Genomic DNA, 17,485 nt, shown 5'->3' with positions numbered 1-17,485 from the left:
GTTCTTCGCCGAACCTGCCGGTCCTGTGGGGCGACGGTGATCCGGGTTACCTCGCGGGCCGGAACTTCCGACGCGTCGGAGCCGACCAAGCTCACGAGATCACTCATCGAGGGGAAGCCCATGCCCAGCACCGCCTCCCGCCGGCTCGTCCGCCCGGCACTCCTGCTCACCGGCGTCGTCCTGGCCGCCGCCGTCGCGGGCTGCGGCTCGTCCGACGGGACGTCGACCGCCGCTCCCGGCCCGTCGGCCACCCCGGCCGCCACCGCGTCGAGCGAGGCCGCCCGGGTGCTGGGCGTACGCGACCCGTGGGTGAAGGCCGCCGACGACGGCATGACCGCCGCGTTCGCCACGTTGGTCAACGACGGCACCACCGACGTCACGCTGACCGGCGCCAGCACCGAGGTCTCCCCGATGGAGGTGCACGAGATGGCCATGCGGGACGGCACGATGGTCATGCAGGCCAAGACCGGCGGTGTGGTGATCAGGGCCGGTGGCGAGCACAAGCTGGAGCCCGGCGGCGACCACCTGATGCTGATGAACCTGACCGCACCGGTCAAGGCCGGTGACGAGTTGGCGATCACGCTCACCTTCGCCGACGGCCGGACCCAGACGTTCACCGCCGTGGCCAAGCCGTTCACCGGCGCACAGGAGAGCTACGCCCCGGGCCACGGCGAGCCGATGCCGCACACCTCCCCCAGCCCGGCGTCGTGACCCCGACCCGTCGGCCGGTGAGCCGGCGCGGCCTGCTCACCGGTGGCGCGCTGGCCGCCGGGGGCACGCTGGCCGGTGCCGCCGCGGTCGCCGCCGGCCGGGACGACCCGGCACCGGTACGCCCCGAGCCGGTGGCGGTCACCGTCGGCGCGGCGGTCGAGCCCTTCCACGGCGTACACCAGTCCGGGATCACCACCGAGCCCCAGGCGCACGCGGCGTTCGTCGCCTTCACCCTGCGCCCCGGCACCGACCGGGCCGCCCTCGGCCGGATGCTGCGGCTGCTCTCCGACGACGCCGCCCGACTCACCCAGGGGCGACCGGCGTTGGCCGACACCGAGCCGGAACTGGGCCTGCTGCCCGCCCGGCTCACCGTCACCTTCGGCTTCGGCCCGGGTCTGTTCACCGCCGCCGGTCTCGACGACCGCCGCCCGTCCTCGGTGGCCGACCTGCCCGCGTTCCGGGTCGACCGGCTGCAACCCCGCTGGTCCGGCGGGGACCTGCTGATCCAGGTGTGCGCCGACGACCCGATCACGGTCGCGCACGCGCAGCGGGTGCTGGTCAAGGACAGCCGCCCGTTCGCCACCGTCCGGTGGGTCCAGCAGGGCTTCCGACGGGCCGCCGGTGCCGAGCCGGGCCGGACCCAACGCAACCTGTTCGGCCAGCTCGACGGCACCGCCAACCCGAAGCCGGGCGCCCCGGTGGAGACTGCGGTCTGGGTGCCGGACGGCCCGGACTGGCTGCGGCACGGCAGCACCCTGGTGGTGCGGCGGATCCGCATGGACCTGGAGACCTGGGACCTGCTCGGGCGAAACGACCGGGAACTGGCCGTCGGCCGGCGACTGGGCGACGGCGCCCCGCTGACCGGGGCGGACGAGCACGACGAGCCGGACTTCGCCGCCCTCGGCCCGGACGGGCTGACGGTGATGCCGGACTTCTCGCACGTCACCCGGGCCCACGTCACCGACGACCGGTTCCGGATCCTCCGCCGCCCCTACAACTACGATGGAACACCGGCCGCCGACGGCACCGCCGACAGCGGACTGATCTTCGCCTCCTACCAGGCCGACATCGACCGCCAGTTCCTGCCCATCCAGCGGCGGCTCGCCGAACGGGACCTGCTCAACGAGTGGGTCACCCCGATCGGTTCCGCCGTCTTCGCCGTCCCGCCCGGGTGCCCGGAGGGCGGCTGGATCGGCCGGCAACTGCTCGACTGACGAGGAGAATCACCCGCATGTCCACCCGCCTGCGCCACCGGGTCACCGCCGCACTGGCCGCCTCGTTGCTGGCCGCCACCACGCTGATGGCCACGCCCGCCTCACCCGCGTACGCGCACAACGTGCTGACCAAGGCCACCCCGGCGCAGGACGCCGAGGTCACCAAGGCGCCGACCAAGGTCACCCTCCAGTTCCTCCAGAGGCTGAACCCCGACTACACCACGATCACGCTCAGTGACGCGGACAAGAAGAAGGTGGCCACCAGCGAACCGGAGGTGGATGGCACCAAGGGCACGGTCACCATCGACGAGCCGCTGGTCAACGGCGTCTACACGGTGGCGTACCGGATCGTCTCCGCCGACGGGCACCCGGTGCAGGGGTCGTACGAGTTCACCGTGGCCGACCCGACCGCCACCGCCGAGCCGACCCCGAACCCGAGCCCCACTCCCAGCCCGGAGCCGACCGAGACGACGCCGTCGGCCGCACCGACCGTCTCCGCCAGCCCCGCCGCGAGCGGCACCGACGACGACTCGGCCCCGGTCGGGCTGCTGGTCGGCGCCGGGGTGCTGGCCCTCCTGGCCGTCGGTGCGGCGGTGTTCCTGCTGCGCCGTCGCCGCGCCGCCGGGTAGTTCGGTCCGGCTCAGCGCAACAGCACCGGTCCGGCGTCGATCCGGGTCCGGAACAGCGCGTACGGCTTGCGGCGCAGGTCCTCGCCGCGCTGGTAGGTGGCCTGCCGGTGGAGTTGGTTGGCGGTCACGTAGAGGTAGCCGTCCACGGCCACCGACAGGGTGTCGGGCCAGAGCAGGCGCGGATCGTGCACCACCGTCTCGTAGTCGCCGTCGGTCCGACGGCGCAGCACCGCGTTGTGCTCGTACGAGGTCAGGTAGAGCCGGCCGGCGTCGTCGCTCTCCAGGCCGTCCGACCCGGTGCCCTTGTCGCCCTCGTGCCGCACCGTGGCGGCCACCTCGTCCTCACCGAGGGAGACGTCCACCAGCGCGTCGGTGGCCACGCTGTACCACTGGCGTGAGGCGAGGGCGCAGTAGTGGAGCCGGGTCCCGTCGGCGGAGATGGCGATGCCGTCCGAGCCGACGGTGACCGGCTTCGGCGGCCCGTCCGCCGGCCGCTCCAGGAACGGCCGCCCCTCCACCACCGGCCGGAAGCGGGACAGCGGCTCCGGCTTGGTGGACGGGTGCTCGTGCAGCCGCCGCCACGAGGCCCCGGTGTCGAGGTCCACCACGATGATCCCGTTCGCCCCGGTCACCGCCGAGTCGGTGACGTACGCGATCCCGGCGGCCCCGCGCCGCAGGTCGAACCGTACGTCGTTGAGGTAGGTGGTGGGCAGTGCCACGTCCGGCGGAAACGTGATCACCTGGGCGACCGTGTCGGTGGCCAGGTCGACGCGGACGAGTTTGGGGCCGCCGGGCCGGGTGGGCTGGAACATCGGGCTGCCGGTGTCGAGCACCCAGAGCCGGTCGGCCGGATCGACCACGATGCTCTGCACCGAGACGAACGCCCCCGCGTCGTCGTCGGCACCCGGCTGGTTCCACTCCGGGTCCGGGTACGGCACCTCGGCACCGTCGCGCAACTCGACCACGGTGGCCGGGACCTCGTCGCCCCAGCGAGGGAAGTTCACGAAGATCCGACCGGTGTGCGAGACGCTCACCCCGGTCGGCATCGGCCCGGTGAAGGTGTGGACGAGTTCCAGTTCGCCGACGGGCTCGCCGCGCACCGGTTGACTCATGCCCTGCTCCTGACTGTCGGTACCGCTCCACGTTCCCGCGCCCGGAGCGGACAAACTCCGCCCGCTAACCGGACTTATAACCCATTAGGGTTCTGACTCCTCAACCTGCGCTTTACGGGATCATTCGCCTCATAGCCTTCACATGCCGCCTCCACCAGTCACCGCAGTACCGAAGGAGCCTTGATGCGAAAGAGATTCCTCGCCGCCGCCCTGGCGGGTGTGGCCGCGTCCACCGCGTTCGCCGCCCCCGCCCTCGCGGAGGACACCATCGTCACGCTGACCGTCGACGCCGCCGGCGGCCTGTCGATCACCGTCCCCGCGACGGCGAACATCGGCCACGGTGTCGAGGGCAGCTCGGTCTCCGGCCTGCTCGGTCCGGTCACGGTGCTCGACCAGCGCGGCTCGCTCACCCCGAACTGGACCGCCTCCGTCATCTCGACCGACTTCACCACCGGCGGCGGCAGCTCCGGCGAGACGATCCCGAACATCAACGTCAGCTACTGGTCGGGCCCGGCCACTGCCACGGCCGGCAGCGGCACCTTCACGCCCGGCCAGCCGAACGCGGGCGCCGCGCAGATCATCAACGTGCCGCGTGCCGCGTTCACCAAAACCGGCGGCACCGGCAACAACTTCGCCACCTGGAATCCCACCCTGGTGGTGAACATCCCGCCCGGCACGGTGCAGGGCAGCTACCGCGGGACGGTGACACATTCGGTGGCCTAGGCTCCTCGGCCGGCTGGTGCCGCTGGCCTCCGTCGCCCTCGTGGCGCTCGGAGTGCCGGCGGCTCCGGCCGTTGCCGCGCAGGAGCGCACGCAGGCCCTTCCCCTGCCGCAGCACGCGCAGGCCGCCTCGCGGGACGGCATCGGCATCCGCCTGATGGACATCCCGGTCAAACGGGCCGACGACCCCCGGGCCCGGGTCTACATCATCGACCACCTCAAGCCCGGAGCCACGATCACCCGCCGGGTCGAGGTCAGCAACGAATCGTCCGAGCGACAGCAGATCGAGCTGTACGCCGGGGCCGCCGCCATCGAGAACAACGCCTTCACCATCCCGGAGGGGCGCGAGAGCAACGAGCTGAGCGACTGGATCAGCCTCGGCGCAACCGTTCTCGACCTCGCTCCGGGCGAACGCGCGCCGGTCGAGGTCGACGTCGAGGTGCCCCGGACCGCGTCCGAGGGCGAGCGGTACGCGGCCATCTGGGCCCAGGTGTCCAGCGAACCGCGGCAGGGCGACAACGTCATCCAGGTGCACCGGGTGGGCATCCGGCTCTATCTCGACGTCGGCCCGGGCGGCGAACCGCCGACCGACTTCCGCATCGACGAGGTGGCCGCCGAGCCCGGCACCGGCGAGTTCCCGGTGGTGACCGCGCGGGTGACCAACACCGGCGGTCGAGCGTTGGACATGACCGGCACCCTGCGCCTGACCAAGGACTCGATCCGGGCGGGACCGTTCAAGGTGACCAACGGGGTGACCATCCTGCCCGGACAGAGCGGACAGGTCCGCATCGAGGTCAACGAGTCCCTACCGGCCGGCGTCTGGAACGCGCGGCTGGCACTGTCCAGCGGTGTGGTGGAACGGACCGCCGACGGGCGGATCTCGCTGCCGGTCGGCACCCGCGCCACGATGGACAGCTCGATGCCGGGCTGGCTGCCCTACACGCTCGGCACGCTGGTCGCGGTGGCCGCCGTCGGCACACTCGCCGCCCGGCACCTCGCCCGCCGCCGCGCCCTCGCGATCCCGACGCATCGGCGCGGCCCCTTCGGCTGAGCCCACCGGCGCAGGCCCCCACCGCCCCGCCCCGCACCGCACCCCCCGCCCACCGCGACGCCGTCATCCGCCGCGACACCACTGGCCCGACCCTCCGCATCCTCGGTTCTGACCTTCGATCATGGAGCTGTGGCACTCACATAAGTCGCGAAAGATGACAAGACAAGCGCCACAACTCCATGATCGACGCGACGCGACGGGCGGGGCGGGGCGGGGCGAGGGTGGGTGGGTGGGTGGAGTGCGGGGTTGGTGAGCGGCAACGAGGTCCGGCCGTCCGATCGGGCGGCCGGACCTCGTCGTGCCACCGTCAGGAAACCGAGAATACTCCATAAACAGTCATATAGGATCAGATTCACATTACCGACGATGTACGTATCCCGGCCTCTGCTCTCGGGGACCGGCGCGTACGCCGCAGGAGGTCGTGATGATGGTCCGGGGCCGCACTGCCCGCTCGACACGTTCCGGCCTGATGGTCGCCGCGGGCCTGGTCGCGATCGCCGTGGCCACGCTCGCACCGGCGGCCTCGGCCCAACCGACCGCGTCGACTGTCGCGGGACGAGCCGCGCTGGCCGCTGCGGCAGGGTCCTCGGCCGCCACCCCGCCCCCGGGCTCGACCGGCGTCTACTTCGAGGTGCTGCCCTCGCCGACCGGCAGCCCGACGCCCGACCCACAGCCGACACCGCACCCGACCGAGCCGCCGCACCCGACCTGGCAGCCGACGCCGCACCCGTCTCGGCAGCCACTACCGGTCACCGGGTCGGACTCCGGCCCGGGGCCGATGCTGGCGCTGGCCGCCCTGCTGATCGCCGTCGGCGGGATCCTCGGCGTCCTCGGGCGGCGGCGGGTCAGATGACCGAGTGGGTCACGGTGGCGCGGTAGCCGCCGGTCACCGCGCTCGTCGGCAGCGTCACCGACAGGGTGGGATTCCAGCTCGCCGAGTTGGCGCCGGTCAGGCCGGACCAGGCCGCGGCGGTACGCGGCACGTCCAGCACCGCACCGGGCTGCGGCAGGAAGACGCCGGAGCCGGTGGTGCTCACCGCCGTGCCCGACGCGTACCGGACGGCGGAGCGCGGGATGGTCTCACCGGGTGTGCCGGATCCGGTGGTGAAGGCCGTGACCGACACCGTCGCGGTCCAGGAGCCGGCGCTCGATCCCCGGTCGTCGACGACCGTGACCAGGCCGAGCCGGTTCGCGAGCGACGCGCCGGGTACGCCCCGACCGATCGACGCGGCGGACGGCACGCTGATCCGCAGCCCGGCCAGCGCGACGATGACCAGGCTCACCGGCCGGGTGGCGGACTGGTCGTACGAGTCGGTCACCCGGACCGTGAACGAGAACGTGCCCGCCTGGGTCGGCGTACCGGAGAGCAGCCCGGTGGCGGGGGCGAGGGTCAGTCCGGGCGGCAGCGAGCCGCTGCTCAGCGACCAGGTGAACGGCGCGGTCCCGCCGTTCACGGTCAACTGCTGCGAGTACGGCTCGGACACCTTGCCGCTCGGCGGGGCCGGAAAGGTCAGGGTCGGCGAGGCGTTGACCGTCACCGCTGCCGACTGCGCCGAGTCGGGGCCGGTGCCGGCGGCGTTGATCGCCGCGATCCGGAAGGTGTACGTGGTGCCGGCGGTCAGCCCGGTCACCGTCCGGGAGGTCGGCGACGCCGGCAGGGTGATCGGTGTCTGGGCCAGCCCGCCGACGTACGGGGTCAGCCGGTAGCCGGTGATCTCCGCACCGCCGTTGGCCGGCGCGGTCCAGGTGATCGCGGCGGCGTTGGTGCCGGCGGCGACCGAGGTGATGGTGGGCACGCCGGGCAGCGTGTACGGCACCACCGGCGCCGACGGTGCGCTGGCCGTACCGGTGCCGTAGGCGTTGATCGCCGCGACCCGGAAGGTGTACTGGGCCGAGGTGGTCAGCCCGGTCAGCGTACGGGTGGTGGTGGAGGCGTCGAAGGTGATCGTCGGCTGTGTCACGCCGTCCCGGGTCGGGGTGAGCACGTACCCGGTGATCGGGCTGCCGTTGTCGGCCGGGACGGTCCACGACACGGTGGCGCTGCTGATGCCGGCGACCGCCGTGGGGGTGGCCGGGGTGGCCGGCGCGGAGGCGTAGACGAAGGTGACCGCGCCAGCGACCCCTCGGGTGGCCACGGAGATGGTCACCGGTGCGGCGCTGCTGCGGGCGGGCAGCGAGGAGATGGCCAGGCTGCCGTCGCTGTTGGTGGTGAAGCAGCCGGCGGCCGGGCCGGAGGTGCAGGGCAGTAGCACCACCGAGGCACCGGTGCGCTGCTCGTCGGCGGTGCCGATGGTGATCGCGGTGGCACCGGCGAGGTTGCTGCCGCGTACGGTGACCGCGACGCCGCCCGCGATGGGGCTGATCGCCGGGCTGACGGTCAGGCCGGTCGGCGCGGTCAGCGGGGTGACCGCGGTGGTGGTCGAGGTGTAGCCGGGGCTCGCGTCGATCGACGACGCGGTGGCCACCGTGCCGGTCTGGATCAGCGCCGGTGTCACGGCGGTCCCGGTCACGGTGGCGACCACGGTGATCGGCGGGAGATTACTGCCGCCGGGGAACGGCACGTTGGAGTTCGTGCAGGTGACGCTCTGCCCGGAGGGTGTGGCACAGGACCATCCGGTGCCGTAGGCGCCGCGCGGCACCACGCCGGTCGGCGTGGTCTGGGTGACCAGGACGGGTGCCGGTTCGCTGGTGCCGCTCTGCACCTGCGGCGTGATCGTGTATGTCACCGGGTCACCGGGCTGCGGGTTGGCCCCGACCGAACTGGTCTGCGTGACGGTCAGGTCGGGCACCTGGTTGAGGCTGACCGCCCGGGCGTTGTCGATCTCGTGGAAGTCGGTGACCGAGCCGGTGGAGCCGACCCACCCGAAGGCGAGCTGCCGGGGGATGCCGTTGGCGTTCAGCCAGTTCGGCGACGGGTACAGGCTCGACGACACCGTCGGTAGCGCGCCGGACAGCGTCCGGGCCGTACCGCCGACCGGGGTGAACCGGACCGCGTACTGCCCGGCCGGCACGGTGATCCCGGTGCTGGTGGTGTACGCCGACCCGGTGGTGTTGGCGACCACCTCGACCGGCACCACCGAGGCCGTGCGGGTGCTCGCCCGCAGCGCGATGGCCGACGAGGAGGTGCTGGTGGCGGTGCTGTTGATCGCGCAGTAGCCGACGCCGTTGCGGCCCGGCCCACGGATCACCACCTGACCCGGCACCCGACCGCCGGTGGTGGAGATGTACGGCGGGTTGGTGCAACCGGTGCCCTGGTAGACGCTGTTGCTGTAGTTGCCGTAGACGTCGAAGCCGATGCCCAGGTAGCCGTTGGAGAGGCCGACCGAGCCGCCGTTGAAGGCGGCCGAGTAGCCCAGGGACCCGCCCGGCTGGCCGATGATCGACGGCGAGCGCGGGTCGGCCGGGTCCACGGCGGCGAGCACGAAGGCCAGTCCGTCGGCTCCCGGGCTGGTGCCGCCGTACTGGTAGGAGTTGAAGGTGACGTGCAGCCCCTGCGACGTGGGCACGCTCACCGCGCCGAACACGCCGCCCTGGCGGGTCAACGAGGCCGGTGTCAGCCGGAGCTTGCCGCTGCCCGGCGGGTCGGTGCTGGTCGGGCAGCTCAGCAGCGGACCGGTGGTGCTGTTGCCGGACGCGCTGAGGCAGGCGCTGTTGCTGCTGGTGCCCGAGGGCACCCCCGGCACCGCCACCGCGCCGACGCCGTTCGCCGTGTTGTTGCGGAAGGGCTGGTCGAACAGGACGGTGCCGTCCGCCGTCGCCGCGCCGGGCAGGGCGACCAGCAGCCCCACGGTCAGTACGACCGCCATCGCCGTGGCGGCGGTGGGGCGACCCCAGCGCGCGAACGACATGCACCCCTCCGGACTCATCCACCTCGCCAACCTCACAGGGACCCTACGGTGCCTAAAGGTGCAAAGATGGCTAAACCAGACATCCGAGGGTCAGGCACCGGCGTCGTTCGGAGTCGACGTACCGTGCTGGCGCGGGCCGGGCACCCGATCGGCCGGGGCGTACCCGGCGGCCTGGAGGGTGAACAGCTCGGCGTAGCGACCGGCGGCGGCCATCAGTTCGTCGTGGGTACCGGACTCGACCAGGCGACCGTGGTGCAGCACGAAGATCCGGTCGGCGTGCCGGACGTTGGCCAGCCGGTGCGTGATGAGGATCGTGGTCGCCCGCCCCTGCCGGTCGCGGATCGCCTGGAACAGCGCATCCTCCGCCCTCGGATCGAGCGCCGAGGAGGGCTCGTCCATCACCAGCAGTTCCGCGTCGCGGAGAAACCCCCGGGCGGCGGTGATCCGCTGCCACTGGCCGCCGGAGAGATCCTGCCCGTTGGCGAAGGTCCGGTCGAGCAGCGTCTCGTATCCGTACGGCAACTCGCGGATCATCTCGTCGGCCACCGCGCGGGCCGCCGCCGCCTCGATCCGGTCCTGCCGCACCTCGCCCTCGATGTCACCGATGGCGATGTTCGTGGCGGCGGTGAACGGCCACTTGTGGTACTCCTGCGTGACCACGGCGATGCGATCGCGCAGGCCGTCGCGGTCCCACTCGGTCAGGACCCGCCCGTTCCACCGGATCATCCCCTCGGTGGGGTTGCGCAGGGAGGCGATCAGCGCGGCGAGCGTGCTCTTGCCGGAACCGTTCTCGCCGACGAACGCCACGGTCTGCCCCGCCTGGACGGTCAGCGTCACGCGGTCGACGGCCAGGTCGTCCCGGTCCGGATAGCGCAGGCTCACCCCGTCGACGGTCAACTCCCGCAACCGCTCCGGCGGCACGGCGTCCACCGGCTCCGGCAGGTATCCGGCCGCCCGGGTCATGAAGCCGGTGTAGTCGCGGAAGTGCTGCCCCTCGGTGTAGACCCGGTCGATCTGGTAGGTGATCACCGAGAGCGAACGCTGGGCCGCCTGCACCGCGATCACGCAGGTCGCCGCGGCGGCGAGCGGGATCTGCCCGTCGATGAGCAGCAGGCCGAGCAGGACGTAGACCAGGCCGGTGGCGACACCGCCGATCACCGAGCCCACCGTGGTGGTCGTGGTGACCTGACGAGCCAACGCGAGCTGGATGTCGGTCTCCACCGCCATCACCCGGTCGTGCTGGTCGAGCAGGAACCGGCGCAGCCCGTACGAGCGCAGTTCCGGTGCCGAGTCCCGCTCGGCCATCAGCCGGTGCAACAACCACATCCGCCGTCGCCGCACCGACCCGGCGATGTAGGTCCGGTAGTGCAGGTGGCCGGCGCGCAGCGACGCCCAGGTGTTCGGCACCGTGGCGACCAGCAACGCCAGCAGCAACAACGGGTGGATCACCACCACGGCCACCGCCACCGCCGCCACCCCGACCAGCCCCGCGAGCAGGTTCATCGAGGCCGGCACCAGGCTGACCGCCGACTCGGTGCCCCGGGACGCGCGTTCCATGTCGTCGGCGAACGCGTCGGCGTCGAACGCCTCCAACCGCACCGCCGTGGTCACCTCGAACAGGCCCCGCTCCACCTCCCGGCTGACCCGGGGCGTCAGGCCGTTCACCGCGTACCCGGTGGCGATCGCCATGCCGGACCGCACCGCGGTCGCCGCCGCCAGCACCGCGAGCGCCGGCAGCGCCGCCACCACCTTGTCCCCGGTCGGCCCGCCGGCGAACAACTCGACCAGCACCCGCTGCGTCGCCAGCAGCCCGAACGCCGACATCACTCCCCCGCCGACCGTCGCCACGGCCACCACCGAGGTACGCAGCCGATCGGCCCGCCAACTGATCCGCAGCGCCGCCCAGACCAGCTTGGGGAGTTCGGCGAAGACGGCGAACAGACCGGCCTCCGTCCGGGCCCGCATCCCGGTCTCCCACCACATGGTCCGCAGCTCGGGCAGCACCGACTCGGTGACCGTCGGCTCCGAGCGTGGGGCGCGGACCCGACGTCGGGTCGGGGTGACAGCCATGGGCGTACCTCCTGGGGCGGGTGGACGGCGCGACGCCCGGTGTCAGACGCACCGGACGAGGGCCACCAGCTTCGTCGCTGAAGGCGTTCGGACCGCTACCTATGGTCACTGCGGAGGTGTCGCCGGTCCAGCCCCTGTCGGCGTACCGACCCAGCCGTGACCACGACGACCCGGCGTACGGCCGAGATCGGCGCGGCCCGATCGCGTCAGGAGCCGGCGTACTCCGACAGCCGACCCGCCACCTCGTCCGGCCCCGGCATCGCGGCGATCTCCCGCGCCAGCGCGGTGGCCGCGTCCCGATACGCCGTGTCGTGCGGCAGCAGGCGCGCGGCCTGCTCGGCGACCGCCTCGGCGGTCACCTCGTCGGGCCGCAACCGCAGCCCCGCCCCGGCAGCGGTCACGGCCTCGGCGTTGGCGAACTGGTCGGCGCCCTGCGGGAGGATCAGTTGCGGCACGCCGGCGGCGAGTGCGCCGAGCGTGGTGCCGCTGCCGCCGTGGTGCACCACCAGGTCCACCCGGGGCAGCACCTCCGCCTGCGGCACCCACTCCGACACCACCACGCCGGCCGGTACGACGCCGATCTCCTCCACCGGCACCCGTCCGGCGGCCACAACCACCCGGGTCCCCAGCCGGGCCAGTCCGGCCACGGCGGTGGTCACCAGGTCAGCGTTACCGAAGGCGGTCCCGAAGGTCAGATAGACCAGCGGCAGCGACCTGTCGTCCTCCCAGGTCGGCGTCGGCCCCGGCGCCGAGAACGGCACCGGCCGCAGCGCGATCCGCTCGGCCGTCGCGGCGAACGTCGCGTCCTGCAACGACGGTGGGCAGATGTCCAGGTGCGGCCGTCCGGGTGCGTCGGCGATCGCGGTCGGCGACTCCAGGCCGATGTGCGGCGGGAACATCCGGCCGAAGCCGTGCCAGAGCCCGGGAACGCCGGCCCGCGCGGCGGCGATGGCCGCCCCGGGTACGCCCCAGCCGTGCACCACCAGGTCCGGTGCCAGCCGCTCCAGGTCCGGCGCCAGGTCCTCGGCGTACATCTCGTAGAACGTGTCGGCGGGGCGGAACGGCCGCAGCCCGTTCGCGGCCAGCGGGCCGTGTACCGCCTCCCCGGCGGCGAAGTGCACCTCGTGCCCGGCCTCGCGGGCGGCGACGGCCAGCGGGATCATCGGATAGGCGTGACCGATCGAGGCCAGGCTGGCGAAGATCAGGCGCATCGAGGTCTCCTACCCGTCAGGCGCCGCGTGGCGCGTACATGATCACGGCCACGCCGAGCAGGCAGATCGCCGCGCCGGTGACGTCCCAGCGATCCGGCCGGAACCCATCGAAGATCATGCCCCAGGCCAGTGAACCGGCGACGAAGACCCCGCCGTACGCGGCCAGGATGCGCCCGAAGTTCGGGTCCGGTTGGAACGTGGCGACGAAGCCGTACGCCCCGAGAGCGAGTACTCCGGCGGCGACGAACCAGAGTCCGCGATGCTCCCGCCAGCCCTGCCACACCAACCAGGCCCCGCCGATCTCGGCGACGGCGGCGAGCACGAACAGCAGCACGGAACGCAGCACGGTCACGGCCCGCACCCTACCCGCGGTGAAAGGAAGGGTCCCCTGCTATCGCCTGGCGTATAGCAGGGGACCCTTCCTTTCACCGCCGGCCTACCCGGCCGGATGAGCCATGGTGCCGGTGAGCGTGACGGTGCCCGGGAGCCGGGAGTCCTGCCGCAGGAACTGCACCACCACCGGCTCCGAGGCGTGCACCACGCAGCCGTACGGGCGGTCCAGGCGCACGGCCTCCGGATCGATCAGGTCGTTGACGCGTACGTGCCGGATCCGCCGGGCGGCCACCACGAAGCGGTACGGGCCGACCGGCTCGGCGTCCTCGTAGTAGAAGGTGAGCGTGAGCCGGGCCTCGGCGTCGCCGGTGTTGAGCACACAGATCTTGTCGTAGCTGGTGAACTCCGGCTCCGGTCCGTTGCTGTCGAGCGGGATGTGCCCGCCCGGCACCACCCAGACGCGCCCGCCGAGCTGTCCCATCACGTCTCCTCCAGCAGTCGGGCCAGATCGGGGGTGAGGAACACCCCGTCCGGGTCGAGTCGACGCCGCGCCTGCCGGAAGTCGTCCCAGTGCGGGAAGATCGGACGCAGTTCCCGCGCGGTCAGCCAGTGCTTCTTGCCCCAGTGCGGTCGACCGCCGTACTGCCGGAAGATCGCCTCCATGTCGCGGAAGTACTCCTCGTACGGCAGCGAGGTGTTCTGGAGGCAGGCGATGGTGGTGGTGGGTCGGTCGTACGCGTTGCTGAGCCAGATGTCGTCGGCGGCGATGGTGCGGACCAGCACCCGCCAGCCCACGACGCGCCGGTGCCGGCCCAGGATCCGCTTGCGGACCTCGGCGAAGCAGGCCGCGAACGCCTCGGCCGGCAGCATGTACTCGATCTCCTCGAAGCGCAGGTCCCGGTCCTGCGGGATGGTCCGGTGGGTCGGGCCGATCTCCAGCTCGCGGGGTTCGGTCCACGGGGTCGACTCCAGCGCCTGGCGGGCCACCCACATCTGCCCCTCGGGCAGGTCGTCGGCGCGGTTCATGGTGCGTACCTGGGTCAGGTCGCTGCGCGGATACCAGTAGAAGTCCATGTTGCGGTTGGTGTGCTGTAACTCGGCCAGGTGGTCCAGGGTCCAGTCGACCGGCGCGCACCAGGCCCGTCGGCGCAGTTCGTAGCGGGGCTGCGCGTCGATGGTGATCCTGGTGACCACGCCCAGGGCACCGAGCGAGAGCCGCGCGGCGGGCAGCAGGTCGGCGTTGCTGGTCGGCGAGATGTCCAGGATCTCCCCGGTGCCGGTCACCAGCCGCACCCCGGCGACCTGGGTGGAGAGGTTGCCGAACCGGACGCCGGTGCCGTGGGTACCGGTGGCGGTGGCACCCGCGATCGACTGGTAGTCGACGTCGCCGAGGTTCTCCATCGCCAGGCCGGCGTCGTAGAGGCTCTCGCCGAGCGCCTTGAGCCGCGTGCCGCCCCAGACCGTGAACTGGTCACCGTCCTGGTGCACGACCCCGGCGAGCCGGTCCAGGCTGACCAGCGTCCCGTCGGTGCGGACCAGCGGGCTCGACGAGTGCCCCGAGCCGACCGGCCGCAGGTGGGTGCCGGACTCACGGGCCCGCAGCACCAGGTCGCGTACCTCGTCCTCGTCGGCCGGCTCGGCGTTGTCGCCCGGGGTGAAGGAGAGGCTGCCGGACCAGTTCACGAACGAACGGGGCATCACGTCCTCTTCTCGGTGGCGAAGACGGGCGCTTACCCCCGCCGCGAGCTGGGTATTCATGGCACCGGACCGGTCTTTTCCGACCATTCGACAACCACGTCCTGCGGAGCTGCCGATGACCTATCCCCCGATCGACTCGTACGCCTTCCTCTCCGACACCCACACCGCCGCGCTGGTCGCCGCCGACGGCGCGGTCGAGTGGTTCTGCGTGCCGCACTTCGCCGGTGACGCCGTCTTCGCCCGCCTGCTGGATCGTGAAGTCGGCGGCGCGCTCGACCTCACCGTGGCCGGCTGCGACACCCCGACCCGGCGGTATCTGCCCGACACGCTGGTGCTGGAGAGCCGGTGGTCGACGCCCGACGGGGTCGCGGTCGTCAAGGACTTCCTCGCGGTGGCGCCGGGGGACGCCGCCCAACCGCTGCGCGCCGACAAGGTGCTGGTACGCCGGGTGACGGTGGAGGAGGGCACGGTCCGGCTGGCCCTGCGGATCCGGCCCCGACCCGACCACGGCGCCCGGGACACCACCTGGGAACAGGTCGACGGGCGTTGGCGGGCCGCCGACACCCCGCTCTGGGTGCACACCGACCTGCCCACCGAGAGCGGCGGCGGGGTGCTGCGGATCGAGGCGGAACTCTCCGCCGGTCAGCAGACGGCCGTGCTGGTCGGCTACGACGAGGACGCCACCTGGGACGTCGACGCCGACGAGCTGCTGGCGCGTACCTGCCGGACCTGGCAGGACTGGTCCACCCGCAGCGACTACGCGGGCTTCGGCGCGGACCAGGTCCGGCACAGCGCGCTGGTGCTGCGCGGGCTCGCGTTCGACGAGACCGGCGCGTTGATCGCCGCGCCGACCACCAGCCTGCCCGAGCACATCGGCGGGGTCCGCAACTGGGACTACCGGTACGCCTGGCACCGGGACTCGGCGTTGCTGCTGCTCGCGTTGTTCCGCCTCGGGCACGCCGAGGAGGGTCGGCGCTACCTGCACTTCCTGATCTCCGTCTGCACCGGCGACCTGCTCACCCCGCTGATCGGCATCCACGGCCACATCGACGAGGAACGCGAGCTGGAGCATCTGGAGGGGTACGCCGGCTCCCGGCCGGTCCGGGTCGGCAACGAGGCCGTCGAGCAGGTGCAGTTCGACACGTACGGGCACATCCTGGACGCCGCGCTGGTGTACCACGAGCTGACCGGCGAGCTGACCCGGGAGCAGTGGGCGTTGCTGCGCAAGCACGTCGAGGTGATGGCCGACCGGTGGCACGAGCCGGACCACGGCATCTGGGAGATCCGGGGGCCGCGCCAGCGCTACGTCAACGCGAAGGTGATGACCTGGGTCTGCCTGGACCGGGGCATCCGGCTGGCCGAGCTGCTCGACGACGAGGCGGCGGACGTCGAACACTGGCGTACGGCTCGCGACGCGGTCCACGCCGAGGTGCTCGAACGCGGGTACGACCCGGAGGTCGGCAGCTTCGTGATGGCGTACGGCTCCACCGAGCTGGACGCCTCCCTGCTGCGTATCCCGCTGGTCGGTTTCCTGCCCGGCGACGACCCCCGGATGCAGTCCACCATCGACCGGATCCGGCAGGAGTTGGAGATCGGCCCCGCCCTGGTGCGCCGCTACCGGGCCGACGACGGGCTGCCCGGCGAGGAGGGCGCGTTCCTGCTCTGCTCGTTCGAGCTGGTCTCGGCGCTGGTGCTGGCCGGTCGACGGGACGAGGCCCGCAAGGCGTTCGACCAGCTCCTCAGCTATGCGGGCCCGCTCGGTCTGTACGCCGAACAGCTCGACGCCGACGGGACCGCGCTGGGCAACTATCCGCAGGCGTTCACCCACCTGGCTCTGATCGAGGCGGCGATCAACCTCGACGAGGCCGGTGACCGGGACGCCCTGCACGCCTGGGCCGCCCGGGGCGGCTCCTGATCCGGATGTTCCGTATGTAAGGAGGGGTCCCCTGCTATGCACGAGGCGTTAGCAGGGGACCCCTCCTTACATCCGCACCCCCGACGAAGTCCTGACCTCGGCTCTTTCGGTTCCGGCGGGAACCATGCCGGGCCCTGGAGCGACTACGGATACATGGGGTGTGAACAGTGGCGGGAGATTCTCTCGGCGCAGTTGGACGGCGAGGCGACGGCAGACGAGCAGCGCAGGGTGGATCTGCACCTGAGCAGGTGCGCCGGCTGCCAGACGTGGCTGGACACGGCGGCGACGGTGACCCGGCGGGCGCGTACCCAGGTGGTGTCCGCGCTGCCGGACCTGACCGCGACGATCCTGGCCGCCGCACCGCCGCCGCGTCCGGGTTGGCGCGTCCGGCTCGCCGCCGTCACGGCACGTGGTGCCCTGTTCACGTCGCTGGCCGGACGCGCTCGGACGATCACCGGGCTGCGCGTGTCACTGGGCCTGCTGGGCGCCGTGCAACTGGTGCTGGGGCTGGCGCAGGTCGGCCGGGCCGAGGTGGCTGAGCACGTGCACGCCACCGGCCAGCACCTGTGGCACGAGTCCGCCGCCTGGAACGTGGCGGTCGGGGCCGGTTTCCTCTTCGTCGCGTTGCGCCGGACCGCACCGTCGGGGCTGCTGCCGATGCTCAGCGCCTTCGTGGCCACCCTGGTCCTGCTCTCGGTCAACGATCTGGTCGCCTCGCAGGTCGCCGTGGAACGGCTGGTCAGCCACGGATTCCTGGTGGTCGGCTATCTGATCACCGTGTTGCTGGCCCGCAGTATGCGCCGCCCCGGTGATCCGACCGACCGGCAGCGGCCCGAGCGCTCCCGCTGGCGGCTGCGCCTCGACGAGGTCGACGAGCCCGCCCCGCTGCGGCTGCTCCCGCCGCACTCGGCCCAGGCCCGGCACGGCCGCGACCACCGCCGCGCTGCCTGACGGCGCGGCCCCTGCGGGGGCC

General features: G+C 72.4%; 15 protein-coding genes. 8 read left to right on the top strand and 7 right to left on the bottom strand.

Annotated elements, in window-relative coordinates:
• Positions 1-120 precede the first annotated feature (120 nt).
• Genes ACQVFL_RS01870 through ACQVFL_RS01860 form a run of 3 tightly spaced genes read left to right on the top strand, consistent with a single transcriptional unit; the run spans position 121 to position 2,554 of the window.
• Positions 121-711 carry a copper chaperone PCu(A)C gene (locus ACQVFL_RS01870; RefSeq protein WP_431728445.1) on the top strand — a complete coding sequence of 197 codons (591 nt, stop codon included), beginning with the start codon at positions 121-123 and terminating at the stop codon, positions 709-711.
• Positions 708-1,925 carry a Dyp-type peroxidase gene (locus tag ACQVFL_RS01865; RefSeq protein ID WP_431728444.1) on the top strand — a complete coding sequence of 406 codons (1,218 nt, stop codon included), beginning with the start codon at positions 708-710 and terminating at the stop codon, positions 1,923-1,925. Before ACQVFL_RS01870 ends, ACQVFL_RS01865 begins: the two co-directional genes overlap by 4 nt.
• 17 nt (positions 1,926-1,942) lie before the next feature.
• Positions 1,943-2,554, top strand: a complete 612-nt coding sequence (locus tag ACQVFL_RS01860; RefSeq protein WP_431728443.1) for a copper resistance CopC family protein — start codon at positions 1,943-1,945, stop codon at positions 2,552-2,554.
• A gap of 11 nt (positions 2,555-2,565) precedes the next feature.
• Here the strand turns inward: ACQVFL_RS01860 and ACQVFL_RS01855 are convergent, their stop codons facing one another.
• Positions 2,566-3,666 (bottom strand): L-dopachrome tautomerase-related protein, encoded by a 1,101-nt coding sequence (locus ACQVFL_RS01855; RefSeq protein WP_431728442.1) that lies wholly within the window; start codon positions 3,664-3,666, stop codon positions 2,566-2,568.
• A gap of 183 nt (positions 3,667-3,849) precedes the next feature.
• On the opposite strand from ACQVFL_RS01855, the gene ACQVFL_RS01850 reads away from it, so the two are divergent.
• The 3 genes from ACQVFL_RS01850 to ACQVFL_RS01840 all read left to right on the top strand — a co-directional run bounded on the left by ACQVFL_RS01850 (position 3,850) and on the right by ACQVFL_RS01840 (position 6,290).
• Positions 3,850-4,389 (top strand): hypothetical protein, encoded by a 540-nt coding sequence (locus ACQVFL_RS01850; protein WP_396692222.1) that lies wholly within the window; start codon positions 3,850-3,852, stop codon positions 4,387-4,389.
• 16 nt (positions 4,390-4,405) lie between these two features.
• A complete protein-coding gene (locus tag ACQVFL_RS01845; RefSeq protein WP_396692221.1) occupies positions 4,406-5,437 on the top strand; it encodes a hypothetical protein in 1,032 nt (343 codons plus the stop codon).
• Between the two features lie 469 nt (positions 5,438-5,906).
• Positions 5,907-6,290 (top strand): hypothetical protein, encoded by a 384-nt coding sequence (locus ACQVFL_RS01840; protein ID WP_431728441.1) that lies wholly within the window; start codon positions 5,907-5,909, stop codon positions 6,288-6,290.
• On the opposite strand, the gene ACQVFL_RS01835 is transcribed toward ACQVFL_RS01840, so the two are convergent.
• From ACQVFL_RS01835 to ACQVFL_RS01810, 6 genes are all read right to left on the bottom strand, one after another.
• Positions 6,283-9,285 (bottom strand): fibronectin type III domain-containing protein, encoded by a 3,003-nt coding sequence (locus ACQVFL_RS01835; protein ID WP_431728440.1) that lies wholly within the window; start codon positions 9,283-9,285, stop codon positions 6,283-6,285. The genes ACQVFL_RS01840 and ACQVFL_RS01835 overlap by 8 nt on opposite strands.
• 90 nt (positions 9,286-9,375) lie before the next feature.
• Entirely contained in the window at positions 9,376-11,355 is a 1,980-nt protein-coding gene (locus tag ACQVFL_RS01830; protein WP_396692218.1) for an ABC transporter ATP-binding protein, read from the bottom strand.
• Between the two features lie 206 nt (positions 11,356-11,561).
• On the bottom strand, positions 11,562-12,566 hold the full coding sequence (locus tag ACQVFL_RS01825; protein WP_431728439.1) for a glycosyltransferase: 1,005 nt from the start codon (positions 12,564-12,566) through the stop codon (positions 11,562-11,564).
• A 16-nt stretch (positions 12,567-12,582) separates the two neighbouring features.
• The gene (locus tag ACQVFL_RS01820) at positions 12,583-12,918 is read right to left on the bottom strand and encodes a YnfA family protein (RefSeq protein ID WP_350696092.1); all 336 of its coding nucleotides are present in this window, start codon (positions 12,916-12,918) and stop codon (positions 12,583-12,585) included.
• 84 nt (positions 12,919-13,002) lie between these two features.
• Positions 13,003-13,380, bottom strand: coding sequence for a sensory rhodopsin transducer (locus tag ACQVFL_RS01815; protein ID WP_396692216.1), 378 nt, complete (start codon positions 13,378-13,380; stop codon positions 13,003-13,005).
• Positions 13,380-14,597, bottom strand: a complete 1,218-nt coding sequence (locus ACQVFL_RS01810) for a D-arabinono-1,4-lactone oxidase (RefSeq protein WP_431728438.1) — start codon at positions 14,595-14,597, stop codon at positions 13,380-13,382. Before ACQVFL_RS01810 ends, ACQVFL_RS01815 begins: the two co-directional genes overlap by 1 nt.
• Positions 14,598-14,712: 115 nt before the next feature.
• On the opposite strand from ACQVFL_RS01810, the gene ACQVFL_RS01805 reads away from it, so the two are divergent.
• Positions 14,713-16,512, top strand: coding sequence for a glycoside hydrolase family 15 protein (locus tag ACQVFL_RS01805; RefSeq protein ID WP_431728437.1), 1,800 nt, complete (start codon positions 14,713-14,715; stop codon positions 16,510-16,512).
• Positions 16,513-16,665: 153 nt separating this feature from the next.
• A complete protein-coding gene (locus ACQVFL_RS01800; protein WP_396692213.1) occupies positions 16,666-17,463 on the top strand; it encodes a zf-HC2 domain-containing protein in 798 nt (265 codons plus the stop codon).
• The last annotated feature ends 22 nt before the right edge of the window (positions 17,464-17,485 follow it).

This window comes from Verrucosispora sp. TAA-831, assembly GCF_050780145.1.
Taxonomy (GTDB): Bacteria; Actinomycetota; Actinomycetes; order Mycobacteriales; family Micromonosporaceae; genus Micromonospora.
This window is presented reverse-complemented; position numbering and strand designations above follow the sequence as displayed.